At 66.1% G+C, this 15686-nt stretch carries 13 protein-coding genes; 7 read left to right on the plus strand and 6 right to left on the minus strand.

What is annotated here, in order from left to right; all coding sequences use genetic code 11:
* Positions 1 to 250: 250 nt before the first annotated feature.
* Both FRZ44_RS13700 and FRZ44_RS13705 read left to right on the plus strand, forming a co-directional pair.
* Positions 251 to 1609: a phenylacetate--CoA ligase family protein gene (locus FRZ44_RS13700; protein WP_151177724.1), complete on the plus strand. Its 1359-nt coding sequence runs from the start codon at positions 251 to 253 to the stop codon at positions 1607 to 1609.
* Between the two features lie 39 nt (positions 1610 to 1648).
* A complete protein-coding gene (locus tag FRZ44_RS13705) occupies positions 1649 to 2386 on the plus strand; it encodes an SDR family oxidoreductase (RefSeq protein ID WP_151177725.1) in 738 nt (245 codons plus the stop codon).
* An 11-nt stretch (positions 2387 to 2397) separates the two neighbouring features.
* Here FRZ44_RS13705 and FRZ44_RS13710 read toward each other — a convergent pair whose 3' ends face one another.
* A complete protein-coding gene (locus FRZ44_RS13710; RefSeq protein WP_151177726.1) occupies positions 2398 to 4245 on the minus strand; it encodes a S9 family peptidase in 1848 nt (615 codons plus the stop codon).
* Positions 4246 to 4648: 403 nt separating this feature from the next.
* Here FRZ44_RS13710 and FRZ44_RS13715 point away from each other — a divergent pair, with 403 nt between their 5' ends.
* The gene (locus tag FRZ44_RS13715; RefSeq protein WP_151177727.1) at positions 4649 to 5995 is read left to right on the plus strand and encodes an aspartate aminotransferase family protein; all 1347 of its coding nucleotides are present in this window, start codon (positions 4649 to 4651) and stop codon (positions 5993 to 5995) included.
* A 12-nt stretch (positions 5996 to 6007) separates the two neighbouring features.
* On the opposite strand, the gene FRZ44_RS13720 is transcribed toward FRZ44_RS13715, so the two are convergent.
* Together FRZ44_RS13720 and FRZ44_RS13725 are read right to left on the minus strand one after the other, a co-directional pair.
* A complete protein-coding gene (locus FRZ44_RS13720) occupies positions 6008 to 6886 on the minus strand; it encodes an alpha/beta fold hydrolase (RefSeq protein ID WP_151177728.1) in 879 nt (292 codons plus the stop codon).
* Between the two features lie 14 nt (positions 6887 to 6900).
* Positions 6901 to 7785 carry a LysR family transcriptional regulator gene (locus FRZ44_RS13725; RefSeq protein WP_151177729.1) on the minus strand — a complete coding sequence of 295 codons (885 nt, stop codon included), beginning with the start codon at positions 7783 to 7785 and terminating at the stop codon, positions 6901 to 6903.
* A gap of 197 nt (positions 7786 to 7982) precedes the next feature.
* On the opposite strand from FRZ44_RS13725, the gene FRZ44_RS13730 reads away from it, so the two are divergent.
* The 4 genes from FRZ44_RS13730 to FRZ44_RS13745 all read left to right on the plus strand — a co-directional run bounded on the left by FRZ44_RS13730 (position 7983) and on the right by FRZ44_RS13745 (position 12063).
* Entirely contained in the window at positions 7983 to 8813 is an 831-nt protein-coding gene (locus FRZ44_RS13730; RefSeq protein WP_318526375.1) for a 3-hydroxybutyrate dehydrogenase, read from the plus strand.
* Between the two features lie 35 nt (positions 8814 to 8848).
* The gene (locus FRZ44_RS13735; protein ID WP_225308250.1) at positions 8849 to 9988 is read left to right on the plus strand and encodes a patatin-like phospholipase family protein; all 1140 of its coding nucleotides are present in this window, start codon (positions 8849 to 8851) and stop codon (positions 9986 to 9988) included.
* A 237-nt stretch (positions 9989 to 10225) separates the two neighbouring features.
* Entirely contained in the window at positions 10226 to 10708 is a 483-nt protein-coding gene (locus FRZ44_RS13740) for a DoxX family protein (RefSeq protein ID WP_151177730.1), read from the plus strand.
* 83 nt (positions 10709 to 10791) lie between these two features.
* Positions 10792 to 12063, plus strand: coding sequence for an NAD(P)/FAD-dependent oxidoreductase (locus tag FRZ44_RS13745; protein ID WP_151177731.1), 1272 nt, complete (start codon positions 10792 to 10794; stop codon positions 12061 to 12063).
* Between the two features lie 61 nt (positions 12064 to 12124).
* Here the strand turns inward: FRZ44_RS13745 and thiQ are convergent, their stop codons facing one another.
* The 3 genes from thiQ to thiB form a co-directional block, all read right to left on the minus strand.
* Positions 12125 to 12838, minus strand: a complete 714-nt coding sequence (gene thiQ / locus FRZ44_RS13750; RefSeq protein ID WP_151177732.1) for a thiamine ABC transporter ATP-binding protein — start codon at positions 12836 to 12838, stop codon at positions 12125 to 12127.
* Positions 12825 to 14435, minus strand: a complete 1611-nt coding sequence (gene thiP, locus FRZ44_RS13755) for a thiamine/thiamine pyrophosphate ABC transporter permease (RefSeq protein ID WP_151177733.1) — start codon at positions 14433 to 14435, stop codon at positions 12825 to 12827. Before thiP ends, thiQ begins: the two co-directional genes overlap by 14 nt.
* A gap of 193 nt (positions 14436 to 14628) precedes the next feature.
* On the minus strand, positions 14629 to 15651 hold the full coding sequence (gene thiB / locus FRZ44_RS13760) for a thiamine ABC transporter substrate binding subunit (protein ID WP_151177734.1): 1023 nt from the start codon (positions 15649 to 15651) through the stop codon (positions 14629 to 14631).
* Positions 15652 to 15686: the final 35 nt, after the last annotated feature.

A 15686-nucleotide genomic window follows, 5' to 3' on the forward strand; every position in this document is an offset into this window, starting at 1 on the left:
TGCTATAATTGTTTAAACATAATGTCCACCGCTCTGCCCGCCCGCGCCGGAGCCGGACCGTCCCGGGAAGCGCGGGAGATGGCTGAATTATCCACATATGGCTGCCATTACTGACTTTGTCGCGCCCTGCCGCCATTCCCAGGGCGCAATGATGATTGTTGGCAGCCGAAAGGCCGTCTATTAAACTAGACATTACCGATTGTCGTGGTGCAAAAGCCTACGAAGCGAACGTCGCCGGGAGAGGTGGGATTTGGACAAGCGCATCTATGACGCCAGCGCCGAGCGGCTCTCGCGCGATCAGATCAAGGCGATGCAGACGCGCCAGTTGACCTATCTGCTGCAGAAGGTCTGGCGCGAGAACGAGTTCTATCGCAACCGGTGGCAGGCGGCGGGCGTCTCCATCGATGAGATCACGAGCCTCGAAAGCTTCGCGGCGAAGATCCCCATGGTCGAAAAGCGGGACTTCGTCGAAGACCAGGCCAGTTCTCCGCCCTTCGGCCTGCGCCACCAGCATGCGCTGGGGCTGCATTGCCCGCTGGTCGTGAGCAACACCTCGGGCACCTCGGGCCAGGGAGTCGAGATCCACGCCCAGACCGCCGCCGAGTTCAACCAGACCGGCCATATCTACGGCTTCCATATGCGCTGGGCCGGCCTCGACCAGGGCGACGGCGTGTTCCTGACCCTACCAATCACCCTGATGTCGGGCGGCCGCTGCGAGTTCCAGGGCGCGGACGCCTACGGGCTGTCGGTCTTTCCGGTCGGCAATTACGACGCGGTCCGCAAGCTGGAGCTCATGGCGCGCTACCGGCCGGCGGCCCTTCTCGGCACCACCTCCTATTTCGGCCATCTCGCGGCGGTCGCGGGCGACAAGGCGTCGAGCCTGGGCTTGCGTGCGCTCCTCACCGGCGGCGAGGGTTCGGGTTTCGCCTGGCTCGACCGGCTGGAGCAGGCCTGGGGTGCCAAGGTCTTCGATCGCTACGGCTCGACGCAGACCGGCAACGACCACATGTTCTGCTGCGAGGTGGGGATCGGCACCGCGTCGCGCCCCGGCATGCTGCACAATATCGAGTCCATGGTCCTGACCGAGGTGATCGACCCCGCGACCGGCGAGCCCGTGCGCGACGGCGAGGTGGGCGAGATCGTGGTCACCAGCCTCTATCACACCGACACGCCGCTCATCCGCTGCCGGACCCGCGACCGCGGCGTCTGGCACGAGCCCGGCTATTGCAGCTGCGGGCGTCCCTTCGCCGGGCTCGAGGTCGCCTCCATCAGCCGGCTCGACGACATGAAGAAGGTCAAGGGCGTCAATATCTGGCCGCAGGCGGTCGACGAGGTGCTGTTCGCCGAGCCCGATGTCGACGAATATCAGGTGATCCTGACCTCCGATGCGCGCGATGCCGATGTCGCCACCCTGCGCGTCATGCCGAAACGGAGCCTGTCTTCGGAGGATGCCGGCCAGTGGCAGCGTCATCTGTCGGAAAAGATCAACAAGCGCATCGGCATCACCTTCCTGGTGGATGTCCTGGCGCCCGGCTCGCTGGCGCGCAGCGAATACAAGGCCAAGCGCTGGCAGGATGAGCGTTCGCATGCGCAGCGCGGCAAGGCCTAAGCTCATGGCGTCGCCAACGAGAAATGCGGGGAGCCACTCATGCCGGTAGCGATCGTCACGGCCGCGGGCCAGGGAATTGGCGCCGCCCTCGCGCGAGGGCTTTCCGAGCGAGGCTACAGCCTGGCGCTGATGTCGAGAACGGACGCTGCGGAGAAACTGGCCGAGGAGCTCGGCGGCGTCGGCATGCGCGGCTCCGTCACCGAGCCCGACGATCTGGCGAAGCTGGTCGATCTGACCCTGGGAAAATATGGCCGCATCGACGGGGTCGTGAACAACACCGGCCGCGACCCGGAATCGCACCATGTCTCGGGCCCGCCCTATGATCCGGACCTGGATCGCTCGCTGATCGATATCTCCGACGAGGCCTGGCGCTTCGGCGTCGATCTCTATTTTCTCAATGTGGTGCGGATGGCGCGGCTGGTGACGCCGGTCATGCAGCGCGACGGCGGCGGATCGATCGTCAATGTCTCGACCTTCGCCGCGCTCGAGCCGCGCCTGATCTTTCCGGTCTCGGGCACGATCCGCATGGCCTTGGCCGGCTATACCAAGCTCTATGCCGACCGCTATGCGCGCGACGGCATCCGCATGAACAACATCCTGCCGGGATTCGTGGATAACTGGCCGCTGAGCGAGGAGGTCCGACGGACCATTCCCCTTGCCCGCGCGACGCGCATGGCCGAGCTCGCCAGCATGACGGCTTTCCTGCTCTCGAACGAGTCAGGCGCGACCACCGGCCAGAACATCATGGTCGATGGCGGCGTCAACCGCGGGCTCTAGGCCGCGCCCGCTCAGCCGCGCAGCGCCTCCTCGAAGAACGCGGCCAGCCGGCGATTGAGCCGCGCCCGGTTCGCGGGCTTGGCGATGCCATGGCCCTCGTCGGCGAAGGCGAGCACCTCATAGGGAATGCCGGCCGCATCAAGCGCCTTGCGGACGGCGTTCAGGTTCTCGGGCGTGACATTGGGATCCTGCAGGCCCTGCACGATCAGGAGCCGGCCGCGGATGTCCTTCACGAAATGGATCGGCGAGCGCTCGCGATAGCGCTCCGGCATGCCCTTGGGCGCGCCGCCCATCATCTCCTCGCTGTAGCTGCGCAGATCGGGCCGCGTGGTCTCGTAATCGACCACCAGATCGGTCATGCCGCAGATCGGCGCCGCGGCCGCCACCACGGCGGTCGGGAAATGAGTGATCGCCCACCAGGAGGAATAGCCGCCATAGGAGATGCCGGCGATGCCGACGCGTCCCGGTTGGGCCAGGCCCTGCGCGATCAGCGTCTCGATGCCGCTGCGGATATCCTCCTGCTCCAGCCCACCCCAGCCCTGTTTTTTGATCGCTTCGCGGAAGTCGGGGCCGTAGCCGGTCGAGCCGCGATAGTTGGGTGCGAAGACGTCGAAGCCGGCCCCAACGAAAAACTGCAGCTCGAGATCGTAGCGCGCCTCGAGATGCCAGGTCGGGCCGCCATGCACCCACACGATCAGACCCTTCGAAGGCTGCGCCGCGCGATAGAGCCAGCCATGGATGTCGAGCCCGTCGACCGAGCGCCAGCGGAAATCCTCGGGCGCCGCCAGGAGGTCGGGCGGAATGCCCTGCCCCGGCGGCAGCGGCGTCAGATCGGTGGTCTCGCCTTGGCCGACCAGGCGAAGCACGCGCAGCGGCGTGCGCGCATCGTAGAAACGCACGACCCAGGCGGTCTGCGCGCCGGTCCGGTCGGGGACCGGCCCCAGCGGCAGCCAGGTGCCGGGCGCTCGGCGGAAAGGCCGTTCGCGGCCTGTCGCGGGATCGAGGAGGGACGTCTGGCTGCGTCCGTCCTTCGTCTCGGTCACCAGGATCTCCGGGCTGCGGCGGGGCCAGGAAACCTGCTCGATGCCGCGAACGCCGTCGTCGATCAACCATCGCATCCGGTTGGCGACCAGGTCGTAATAGCCGACGAGACTGGTCCGGGCGTCCTCCGCCAGGATCGCGAGCCCCTTCCCGTCGGGGCTCCAATGGGCGAAGAGCTTCGTCTCCTGGCCGAGATCCAGCAGCGCGCGATCGTTCCTGCCGTCGAGATCGACCAGCCAGAGCTGCCGGGCGCCGGGTCCCCGGTCGATCCGCGCATAGAGAACCTGGCGCCCGTTCGGGCTCGGCAAAGGCGTGTCGTGATGGGGGCGCTTGGGCTTCGCCAGCAGCGTGCGGCGGTTCCCCTCCAGATCGTGGCGATAGATCCAGGCGGGCTCGATCGGCTGGCCGGTCGTGATGTCGAAATTGGCGGCATATACGAGCGACAGCCCGTCGGCCGTCACGCGGCCGCCATGGATGTAGAACTCGGGCGCCGGTTCGGTCAGCAGCACCAACGCGCCGCCGGCCAGTTCCTGGCGATAGAGCCGCACCCGCTCCGCGCCATCCTCCGTGCCCGAGAGCAACAGCGCCCGGCTGTCTGGCCACCAGTCCTCGACATGGAGATCGTCGGCGTTGCGCGCCAGACGGCGCGGCGGGACGCTGCCATCGGTCGGCGCGATCCAGACCTCGACCGTGGCGCCCAAACCGCTCCAGCTCCAAGCCAGCCAATTACCGTCGGGCGAGAGCGACGGACGCTCCAGCTCCGGCAGGGCCAGGAGACGGTCAATCAGTTCCGTGTCGGCAGGAAGAACGCGGTCCAAGCTCTTGCTCTCTCAGGTGATGGCGACGCGATGGGGACAGAATCCGCGCGACTCCCCGGATTCGTGGGCCGGGTCGCATTATCCTCCCGGCTTCCGGGAGGACCCTTAACGAGGCGGCGGGGGCCGGTCGTTTAGCAGGCGCCGTCACGTCCCGGCCAGAGGGCGATTGCGCGCAGGCCCCTGCCCCATGCGTCACCCTGGCCTTCGCCGGGGTGACTGAATGTGGGTCGCGCCTTTTTGCACCCCATTCCCGCAGCAGTTTAAGCCTCCACAGCATTGATTCCAGCCCCAATAAATCCTGAACCTCAGACTCCAGTTGAGCGATTGACGCAGGCCCCGGCAGTGCCGATGCTCGGGGCCGCGGCCACCGGAAAAGGAGGCCGATCAGCAGGAGCGTAAGACCATGGCCGACGGTTCCCGTCCCAACGCCGATCTCGATGCCGCGATCGCCGAGGCGGAGGCGCGGTATGGCGCCGCCAACCCGCAGAGCAAGGCGCGCGCGCAGGCCGCCTCCCAGGTCATGCCGGGCGGCAACACCCGGACGGTGCTGCATTACACGCCCTTCCCCCTCGCCTGGTCCGGCGGCAAGGGCAACCGCCTGACCGATCTCGACGGCCACGAATATCTCGACTTCCTCGGCGAATATACGGCGGGGCTCTACGGCCATTCGGACCCGGTCATCCAGGGCGCCATCTCGAAGGCCCTGAGCGACGGCATCGTGCTGGGCGGACCCAACCGCTACGAGGCGCAGCTGGCCGAGGCGATCTGCCAGCGGATCCCCTCGATCGAGCTGGTGCGGTTCTGCAATTCCGGCACCGAGGCCAATCTGTTCGCGATCCAGACCGCGCGCATCATGACCGGCCGCGACAAGATCATGGTGTTCGAGTTCGCCTATCATGGCGGCGTGTTCTATTTCGGCAGCCACGGCAACCCGCTCAACCTGCCGCTCAACTGGGTCAAGGGCCGCTACAACGAGACCGACTATACGCAAGGGCTGATCGCCGAGCATGGCGCCGAGCTCGCGGCCGTGCTGGTCGAACCGATGCAGGGCTCGGCGGGCTGCCTCCCGGCCGATCCCGCCTTCCTCAGGATGCTGCGCGAGGAATGCACGAAACGCGGCATCGTCCTGATCTTCGACGAGGTCATGACCTCGCGGCTCTCGCCCGGGGGCTGCCAGGCTCTCGTCGGCATCAAGCCGGACATGACGACGCTCGGCAAATATCTGGGCGGCGGCCTGTCCTTCGGCGCCTTCGGCGGACGGCGCAACCTGATGGAGCGCTTCGATCCCTATCGCTCGGATTCGATCGGCCATGCCGGCACCTTCAACAACAATGTCTGCTCGATGGCCGGCGGCGTCGCCGGCCTGACGCAGGTCTTCACGCCTGCGGAAGCGGTCCGCCTCAACGCGCTGGGCGACGAGATGCGCAACCGGCTCAACAAGGTGGCGCGCCGCCACGAGGCGCCGCTGCAGATCACGGGCGTGGGCTCGCTGATGAATCTGCATTTCGTGAAGGGCCCAGTGCGCACCCCCGCCGATGCCCATCCCAGCGACCCCGCGACCGAGAACCGCATGGGTGAGCTGCTGAAGCTGTTCCATCTCGACATGATCGCGGCCGGAATCTATCTCGCCCGGCGCGGATTCGTCGCCTTGTCGCTGCCGATGCGCGAACCTGACGTGGCGCGCTTCGAGGCGGCGTTGGACGAGTTCCTCGCGACGCGCGGGGCGCTGGTCAGGGACGCGGTGGGCTGACCCGCCGTCGGCTCAGGGCCCGCCGATAGCATGGGAGGCGAGGAATCGCCGCGTCAATTCGGCGACCTCACCCAGCCTCTCGTCCATGGCGAAATGACCTGCCTCGAGGATGTGGATCTCGGCGCCCGGCAGGTCGTCGCGATAGGCGGTGGCACCGGCGACGGTGAATGACAGGTCGTACCGGCCCCACAGCACCAATGTGGGCGGCCGGCGTTCCCGCAAGTAACCCTGCCAGCGCGGATAGGATTCCACATTGGTCCGGTAGTCGTAGAAGAGATCGCTCTGGATCGCCGCCTGGCGAGGCCGATTGAGAAAGGCATATTCGTCGATCCAGAGGTCCGGATCGTAGCGCTCCGGATGCGGACTGGCCCCGATATGGCGCTGCTTCGTCGCCTCCAGCGAGGTGAAATTCTGCCGGAGCTTTTCCTCATGGGCCGCACGGTCGCGCCAGAAAGCGCGCCGGGTCTCCCAAAGCGGTCCCAGCCCCTGCTCATGAGCGACGGCGTTCTGGATGACGAGGGCCTGGACCCGCTCCGGATGGGCCAGCGCCAGGCGGAAGCCCACCGGCCCGCCATAGTCCTGCATGAAGAGCACATAGCGACGGAGATCGAGCGCCACCGTGAAGCGATCGACGACCGCCGCCAGATGATCGAAACTGTAGGCAAAAGCCTGCGGATCCGGCGCGTCGCTATGGCCGAAGCCCGGATAGTCCGGCGCAATGAGGCGATATCTGTCCGCGAGCAGCGGCATGAGCGACGCGAACATGCGCGAAGACGAGGGAAAGCCGTGCAGGAGCAGGATGACCGGCGCGTCCGTAGGCCCGGCCTCCCGATAGAAGATCCGGACGCCATCGACAGAAATGAAACGATGGCTGGTCGCGCTTTCTTGCATTCAGCCTCGCGAGCCTATGCGGTCGGCCATTTATAGGACTTGATCGCCTTGACGAAGGTCGCGACCGCGGGCGAGAAGCGGCGGCCGGCGATGCTCACCAACAACACCTCGCGGGAGACCTCGGGATCGACCAGGGGCCGCGTGACCAGTCCCGGCACGGTCGGGGAGAATTCAGGGATGAAACAGATTCCCATGCCCGCGATCACCATGGTCTGGATCCAGTCCTCGCGCTCGCTCTTATAGACCGTCTTGACGTTCAGCTTGTCCCAGTCGTCGGTCAGGGCCCGGAGCGTATCGTAATATTCGCAGTTGAGCCGCTGCAGATAGTTTTCGTTTGCAAGGTCCGTCACGCATATCGCGTTCTTCGGCGTCAGGCGGTGACCTGGCGGGAGCGCCACGGAGAAGCGCTCGCGATAGAGCGGGCGCCGGTCGAAGCGTTCGTCGAAGGGCTTCTCCTGCGCCATGATGGCGACATCGAGGTCGCCCGACATCAGCATCTCGCTGAGCTCCGTCGGCACACCTTCCTTGAGGGTCACGGCGATGCCGGGATGCCGGGCGCGGAAATCGGCCAGGAAGCCGATGCCGCGCAGCGGCCCGATCGTGCACATGATGCCGAGCTTCAGCGGCGCGTCGTCCAGCTTCAGGAATTCGCGGGCGGCGGCTTTGGCGGCCTTCTCGCCCATCACCACCTTCTCGAGCTGCGGCCGCATCAGATGCCCGAGATCGGTCAGGTGGGTCAGGCTGCGCTCGCGGCGGAAGAGCTGACCGCCCAGCTCCTCCTCCAGCTTCTGGATCGCGCGGCTCAGGGCGGGCTGGGTCACGTTGCAGCGCTCGGCCGCGCGCGTGAAGTTCAGCGTCTCGCAGACGGACAGGAAATAACGGATCTGGTGGATTTCCATGAATGACCCCTCGATGCCCAAAGAGCATGCCCCATCCGGCCATACCAGGGCGGCATCGAAACGATAGGGCCCTGGCATTTCCTTGCTGCCGCCTCTGTTTGGCACATTCCAACCCAGGAAAAAACCCCGCCGCCGGTCACATCCTGGGGATGGCTCGGGCGGCCGCAGGAAAAGCGCCGATAGGAGAAAATGCCGCCATGCTGATGACCCCGAAGGAGACCCGGATGCCGGCCACCGACCTGCTCCCCCTGGCGGGCAAGGCCGCCATCGTCACCGGCTCGACCAGCGGCATCGGCCTCGGCATCGCCCGCCGCCTCGCCGCCCAAGGCGCCGCGGTCATGATCAACGGTTTCGGCAATGCCATCGAGATCGAGAAGACGCGGGGCGTCCTCGCGGCCGAGACCGGCAGGGAGATCGTCTATGACGGCGCCGACATGAGCCAGCCCGCCGCCGTGCAGGCCATTGTCGACCATGCCCGACGCAGCTTCGGCAAGGTCGACATCCTGGTCAACAATGCCGGCATCCAGCATGTCGAGCCGATCGAGAGCTTCGCCCCGGCCAAATGGGACGCGGTGCTGGCGATCAATCTGAGCGCTGCCTTCCACGCCATCCAGGCAGTCTTCGCGGACATGAAGGAGCGGCAATGGGGCCGCATCGTCAATGTCGCCTCGGTGCATGGGCTGATCGCCTCGCCCTTCAAGGCCGCCTATGTCGCCGCCAAGCATGGCGTGATCGGGCTGACCAAGGTGGTGGCCCTGGAGGGCGCCGAGCACGGCATCGCCTGCAACGCGATCTGCCCCGGCTATGTCTGGACGCCCCTGGTTGAGAAGCAACTGGAGGATCAGGCGCGGTCGCACGGCATTCCCCGCGAGCAGGTGATCCGCGATGTGCTGTTGAAGCAGCAGCCGACCAAGCGCTTCGCCACCGTCGAAGAAGTCGCCGGCCTCACCGCCTTCCTCTGCGGCCCCGACGCCGCCTCGATCACCGGCTCGGCTCTGCCCGTCGATGGCGGCTGGCTCGCCCACTGACGCCGCGCGCGTTTCCGACCGCATAGGAGATCGTCATGGACGCACCGATGACCGCCGAAGCCGCCGCACCCCACGGAGGTGGCGCCGACTCTCATGCCTTCCATGCCCATGGCCGGACGCATCGCCATGACGACCACAAGGCGGAGCGGCGGATCATGCCGGCCGACAAGCTGGTGAACCTGGCGCTGCAGGGCGGCGGGGCCCACGGCGCCTTCACCTGGGGCGTGCTCGATCGGTTGCTGGAAGACGAGCGCATCGGCTTCGACGGCATCAGCGCCACCTCCGCCGGCGCCATGAACGCCGCCGTCCTGGCCTATGGGCTCTCCGTGGGCGGTCGCGACGGCGCGAAGAAGGCCCTCGCCAGCTTCTGGCGCCGTGTCAGCCACGCTGCCGCCTTCGGGCCGCTGCAGCCGACCCTGCTCGATCGAATCCTGGGCAACCGTTCGCTCGAGGCCTCGCCGGCCTTCGTGATGTTCGACCTGATGACGCGGCTGTTCTCGCCCTATCAGCTCAATCCGACGAACTTCAATCCGCTGCGCCAGGTGCTGGAGCAGACCGTCGATTTCGACGCAATCCGCCGCGCCGAATGCCCGGTGAAGCTGTTCCTGTCGGCGACCAATGTCCGCACCGGCAAGGTGCGGGTGTTCGACAATATGGATATCACAGCCGATACCGTCCTGGCGTCGGGTTGCCTGCCCTTCCTGTTCCAGGCGGTCGAGCTCGATGGCGAGAGCTATTGGGACGGCGGCTATATGGGCAATCCGGCGATCTTCCCGCTGATCTACAACTGCGACAGCCCGGATGTGCTGGTGGTGCATATCAACCCGATCGAGCGCGAGGAACTGCCGCGCAGCGCGACCGAGATCATGAATCGGATCAACGAGATCAGCTTCAATTCATCGCTCATGCGCGAAATGCGGGCGATCAGCTTCGTCACCCGCCTGATCGACGAGAATGACGGGCTGGAGCGCCAGCTGCGGCGGATGATGATCCATTCGATCGCCGCCGACGATGTGATGGGAAAGCTCGGCGTCGCCTCGAAGCTCAACGCGGACTGGGAATTCCTCTCCGCGCTCAAGGAAACGGGCCGCGAGCGTGCGCAAGCCTGGCTCGACCGCAATTTCGAACGCGTCGGCCGGGAATCCACGACCGACATCCGGGACCGCTATCTCTGAACGAAACAGGCCTTCATTGCCCCTTATCACCCGTGCCGGCCCGAAGAAACGACCGCGCAAAGGTTCCAAGGCTCGCGTCCGCGTCACCCGGCTGGGACAGGAGCGCGAGGAGATCGTCGCGGCCATCCACCAGGCTTACGACGTCGACAAGTTCGACTGCGAAATGCCCGCCGTCAGATTGCCAAAGAGAAAGCCAACCGAACCCAAACCGGCCAAACACCGAAAAGGAGACTGAGAATGGCCACCCACATCATGGAATCGCCCGCCCTGCCCGGCTTGGCGGACAGACTGCACCAGGCGACCGACCTCGCCGGACGGATTCCCGTTTCGCTCCTCGCTTTGATGATGCGCGTCGCCCTCGCTGCGATCTTCATCAAGTCGGGAATGACCAAGCTCGCCAATTTCGACCTCACCATCTCGCTGTTCCAGGACGAGTATATGGTCCCGCTGCTGCCGCCGGCGCTGGCCGCGCTGCTGGCGACCGTGACCGAGCTGGGTTGTTCGGGCTTCATCCTGGCGGGGCTGGCTACGCGGTTCGCCGCCCTGCCCTTGCTGGGCCTGACCTTCGTGATCGAGGTCTTCGTCTATCCCGAGAACTGGGTCGAGCACCTGACCTGGGCCTCCATGCTGCTGTTCCTGGTGGCGCAGGGCGGCGGTAAACTTTCGTTGGATCGCGTCATCCTAAGGTCCTACGAGCGTCACCGAGATTTTGCTTCGTGAACGCCTCGCCACCTCCCAGAATAGAGCCTCGAGCCGAACCCGAGGGGCGTTCGGCTGCGGAAGAATCACTGGCGATCGACCCCATGGCACTGGCCGGCAAACATCATCGTGTGGTGATTCTGGGAGCCGGCTTCGGCGGGCTCTCCGCCGCCAAGACCTTGGCCAAGGCGCCGGTCGATGTCACCGTGATCGACCGGCGCAACTATCACCTGTTCCAACCTCTGTTGTATCAAGTGGCGACGGCCGGGCTCTCTCCGTCCGACGTTGCCGCACCCATCCGCGCCATCCTGCGCGGCCAATCCAATGCCCGCGTCCTGCTGGGCCGGGTGCAGGCCGTCGACCGCCAGAACCGCATCGTCCTGCTCTCGGACGGGCGGCGGGTTCCCTTCGACAGCCTCATCGTCGCCACCGGCGCGCGCCATGCCTATTTCGGCCATGACGAATGGGAGCCGGTGGCGCCGGGGTTGAAGAAGATCGAGGATGCTATCGACATCCGCCGGCGCATCCTGCTCGCCTTCGAGAAGGCGGAGATGGCGACCGACGACGCGACGCGCCAGCGCCTGCTGACCTTCGCCGTGATCGGCGCCGGCCCCACCGGCGTGGAACTGGTCGGCGCCATCGCCGAACTGGCCAGGATGGCCGTGGCCGCCGACTTCCGCGACATCGATCCGCGCCAGGCGCGCATTCTGCTGGTCGAGGCGGCCGACCGGGCCTTGACCTCGTTCCCCGAGCGGCTTTCCGCCAAAGCCAAAACGCAACTCGAGGACCTGGGCGTCGAACTGCTGCTCGGCGCCAAGGTGACGCGCTGCGACGATGCCGGCATCGAGATCGAGGACGGCGCAGGACGGCGCTTCATTCCGGCAGCGACCGTGCTCTGGGCCGCCGGGGTCCAGGCTTCGCCGGCCGCGAAATGGCTCGGCGTCGACGGAGACCGCGCGGGCCGCGTTCCGGTCACGCCCCAGCTCCATCTTCCCGACGATCCCAACCTCTTTGTCATCGGCGACACGGCGCTGGTGAGGGGCGCCGACGGCAAGCCGCTACCGGGTGTCGCGCCCGTGGCCAAGCAGGAAGGCGAGTATGTCGCGCGGCGCATCCGCTCGACCCTGGCCGGCAAGAGCATCAAGCCCTTCGCCTACCGCAACTACGGCAATCTCGCCACCATCGGCCGCAAGGCCGCGGTCGCCGATTTCGGCTGGATCCGATTGAGCGGCACGATCGCCTGGCTGCTCTGGGGCATCGTGCATATCTTCTTCCTGATCGGCTTCCGCAACCGGATCTTCGTGCTGCTGAGCTGGCTCTGGGCCTATTTCTCGTTCCACCGTGGCTCGCGGCTGATCACCGGCGGGGACAACTGATTCCAAAATGAGGAGAGGCTGATTCACGTCTCAAGTCGAGTTGACTTGAGACGATCAGGCTCTAGCCTTCCGTCTCGCCGAGATAGGCCGCGATCTCGGCCGAACGCGGCTCGGCGAAGAACTCGGAGGTGGGTGCGACGCGCTGGACCTCGCCCGCCTGGAGGAAGGCGACGCGGTCGGCGCCATGGCGCGCATCCTCTGGCTGATGACTGACGAAGAGGACCGTCAGGCCGCGCGCCCGCCGCAGGGCGTTCACCAGATCCAGCATCTCGCGCCGGAGCTTGGGGCCGAGCGCCGCGAAGGGCTCGTCCAGCAGCAGCAGCGGCCGGTTGCGCACCAGGGCGCGGGCGAGTGCCGCCCGCTGCCGCTCGCCGCCGGAAACCTGCTCCGGCTTACGTTGGCCGAAGCCGGCAAGCCCCACCTCGGCCAGCGCCGCATCGACGCGGGCACCGTCGCCGTTCTTGAGCCTCAGGCTCGGATCGATCCCCAACGCCACATTGTCGAAGATCGAGAGATGGGCGAACAGATTATGGTCCTGGAACACCATCGTCACCGGCCGCCGCGCGGGCGGCAGGCCGACGACATCGACGCCGGAGAGCCTGATGCTGCCGGAGAGCGGCGCTTCGAAGCCCGCGATCAGATTGAGGAGCGTGCTCTTGCCGGCACCGCTGGGACCGATGATCGCCAGGCTTTCGCCGGCCTCGACCGCGAGATCGAAGCGCATCAACAGCGCCTCGTAGCGGAAGGTCACGGCGCTCAATTCAACGGCGAACATGGCCCCCCACCATCCTGGCGATCGCGGCGTAGGACAGGAAATTCAAGAGCAGCAGCAGGGCCGCGGTCACCTTCGCATCGGGCATATGATAGGCGCCCATCTGCTGATAGAGCAGCAGCGGGAGCGTTTCCATGCCATCCCGCCCGAAGAGCGCGATGGCCGCAAGATCCCCCAGCGCCAGGCTGAAGGACAGCGCCAGGCAGAGCCCCAGCGGCTTGCGCAACTTGGGCCAGTCGATGAGCCGCAGTCGGTTCCACCCGGCAAGCCCGAGGGCCGCGCAGAGACGATCGTCCTCGCGTGCTGCGTCCGCGATCGCCTGGGACAGGGTCCGAAGGCCGAAGGGCAGCGCCATGATCGCGTTCATCGCGATGACGAGGGTATAGCTCACCCAAGCCTGATCGACGATCGGCCGGAACAGCAGGAAAAGTCCCGTGCCGAGCGCCAGCGGCGAGACCACGAGCCCACCGACCGAGGCCGCCTGAAACGCCCCGGACCAGCGCAAGGTCCGGCCGCCGCGCTGACGGGCCGCCATCGAGATTCCCAGGGCCAGACAGGCGCAGAGAAGGCTCGCGAGAGCCGCGATCCCCAGGCTGCGGAGCGTTCCCTGCTGCAGCCTTTCGTTCGACATCACTTCGCCGATCGATCCCAGGGCCCCTTCGATTACGACCGTGAGCAGCGGCAGCGCCACGAATAGAGCCGCGATCGCGATGAGAATCGGATCGAGGACGCGTCCGACGAAGCCGGCCGCGTCGGGTCGACCGACGGTCGAGCGCAGCTTCGGCATCATGGGCATATGGCGTTCGAAGATGCGGGTCAGACCGAACAGGGCGGCGCCGATCGCCAGTTGCAGCAGGGCCAGGGAGACGCCGCGGCCGAGATCGAAATCGAACCGCAACGCCTGGTAGATCGCGACCTCCAGCGTGGTCGCGGCCGGCCCGCCGCCCAGCGCCAGTACCACCACGAAACTCACGAAGCACAGCAGGAAGACCAGCAGCGCGATGGTGGGCAGCGTCTGGCGGAGCAAGGGCAGCTCGATCACACGGAAGATCGCCCAGCTGTTCATGCCAAGCTGGGAGGCCAGCCGCCAATTGTCCGCGGGCACGGCCTCGAAGCGCGGCAGGAGCAGCGTCACCACCATCGGCATGTTGAAGAACACATGCGCGATCAGGATACCGGCGAGGCCATAGAGGTAGAACTTCTGGGGAAGGTCCAGCAGCGCCAGGCCCTGGTTGAGCCAGCCCGTGACTCCGTAGATCGCCACCAACCCGAAGATCGCGACGATGACCGGCGTGAGGAACGGCATCGCGAAGAGAAAGCGCAGCCATTCGCGGCCGGGAAAATTCGGTCGCCGTGCCAGGGCTCTTGCGACGGGAATGCCCAGGCCGACGCTCAGCAAGGTCGAGAGCGACGCCTGCCAGACAGTGAAGCCGATGACATGGCGGATATAGCCGTCGCCGACGACCGCGCCCAGATCGATATCGGCCGCCGCCGTCAGCAGAGCGACAAACGCCCCGCCGATCAGCAGCGCGATGAACGCGAAGCTGGCGAGGCCGCCGATGAGGGGCAATGGAATCGCGTGATGGCGGACGAAGGTCATCGATGCGTCGTCGCGTCGGCCCCCCTCCCCCTACCCCCTCCCGCAAGGGGAGGGGGCGAGGAAGACTCCGACACGCCTTTTCCCTCCATGGGGATGGGCAAGGAAAACGCGCAAGTCAGAGAAAAATCCCAGCCCCCTCCCCTTGCGGGAGGGGGTAGGGGGAGGGGTTGAGCGATGAATTCGCCGAGCGACACTACTGACTCATCGCCTTGAGCCATTCGTCGACCCAGGCCTTCCTTCCCTTCGCCGCCTCGTCCGCGGTGAAGAGCAGCGTCTGATCTTTCGTCAGCGGGGTCGCAAACCCCGCGGGCAATCCTTCCGCCGGCATCTTGGCCGGATACATCCAGTTCGTGGTGGCGACCGCGGACTGGAATCCCGGCGTCAGCATGAAGGCGAGGAACTTGTCGGCCAGCGCCGGGTCGGGCGCATGGACGAGCTTCGCGGCGACTTCGACCTGGAGGTAATTGCCCTCGGCGAACGTCGGCGCAGCGTATTTATCGGTCTTCTCCTCGATCAGGTGATAGCTGGGTGAGGTCGTGTAGCTCAGCACCAGGGCCGCCTCGCCCTTGAGGAACATGTCGTAGGCTTCGCTCCAGCCCTTGGTGACGGTGAGGATGCGCGGCTTCAGGCTCGCCCAGTACTCCGGCGCCTTGTCGCCATAGACCTTGCGCACCCACATCAGGAGCCCCAGCCCCGGCGTGCTGGTGCGTGGATCCTCGATCACGATCTTGTCCTTCGGGTCGCCCTTGAGCAGGTCGGCCAGGCTCTGCGGCGGGTTGGCGAGCTTGGTCTTGTCGTAGACGAAGGCGAACCAGCCATAGTCGAACGGGACGAACTGCTTGTCCGTCCAGGCCATCGGCAGATCGAGCTTGGAGAGCTCGAGCCCGTGATCGGCAATGAGGCCGGTCGCGGCCGCTTCGACCGTCAGGTTGGTGTCCAGCCCCAGCACGATATCCGCCTTCGAGCTGGCGCCTTCCAGCTTGAGCCGCGACAGCAGCGCCGCCCCGTCCTCGACCGAGATGAATTCGATCTTGCAGCCGCATTCCTTCTCGAAGACCGGCTTGATCGCGGTCCCGAGCCCCCACTCCGAGGTGAAGGATTCGTAAGTCAGGATTCGGAGCGTCGGGGTCTCCGCCTGGGCGGACCCCATCGTTCCGGCGCCGACAGAAATCGAAATCGCCGCGGCCATCGCGACCAAAGACATGAAAAAACGCATCGCGTCGCTCCCTAGGTGACGCGGAGGGTGTGCAG

The organism is Hypericibacter terrae, from assembly GCF_008728855.1.
GTDB classification, from domain to species: domain Bacteria; phylum Pseudomonadota; class Alphaproteobacteria; order Dongiales; family Dongiaceae; genus Hypericibacter; species Hypericibacter terrae.

What these genes read in the sequence shown, in the direction of transcription:
- FRZ44_RS13740 (WP_151177730.1), top strand. Translation starts at nt 10,226, where the DNA reads ATGGCCACCCACATCATGGAATCGCCCGCCCTGCCCGGCTTGGCGGAC.
- FRZ44_RS13745 (WP_151177731.1), top strand. Translation starts at nt 10,792, where the DNA reads ATGGCACTGGCCGGCAAACATCATCGTGTGGTGATTCTGGGAGCCGGC.
- thiQ (WP_151177732.1), bottom strand. Translation starts at nt 12,838, where the DNA reads ATGTTCGCCGTTGAATTGAGCGCCGTGACCTTCCGCTACGAGGCGCTG.
- FRZ44_RS13705 (WP_151177725.1), top strand. Translation starts at nt 1,649, where the DNA reads ATGCCGGTAGCGATCGTCACGGCCGCGGGCCAGGGAATTGGCGCCGCC.
- thiB (WP_151177734.1), bottom strand. Translation starts at nt 15,651, where the DNA reads ATGCGTTTTTTCATGTCTTTGGTCGCGATGGCCGCGGCGATTTCGATT.
- FRZ44_RS13725 (WP_151177729.1), bottom strand. Translation starts at nt 7,785, where the DNA reads ATGGAAATCCACCAGATCCGTTATTTCCTGTCCGTCTGCGAGACGCTG.
- FRZ44_RS13715 (WP_151177727.1), top strand. Translation starts at nt 4,649, where the DNA reads ATGGCCGACGGTTCCCGTCCCAACGCCGATCTCGATGCCGCGATCGCC.
- thiP (WP_151177733.1), bottom strand. Translation starts at nt 14,435, where the DNA reads ATGACCTTCGTCCGCCATCACGCGATTCCATTGCCCCTCATCGGCGGC.
- FRZ44_RS13720 (WP_151177728.1), bottom strand. Translation starts at nt 6,886, where the DNA reads ATGCAAGAAAGCGCGACCAGCCATCGTTTCATTTCTGTCGATGGCGTC.
- FRZ44_RS13730 (WP_318526375.1), top strand. Translation starts at nt 7,983, where the DNA reads ATGCTGATGACCCCGAAGGAGACCCGGATGCCGGCCACCGACCTGCTC.
- FRZ44_RS13735 (WP_225308250.1), top strand. Translation starts at nt 8,849, where the DNA reads ATGGACGCACCGATGACCGCCGAAGCCGCCGCACCCCACGGAGGTGGC.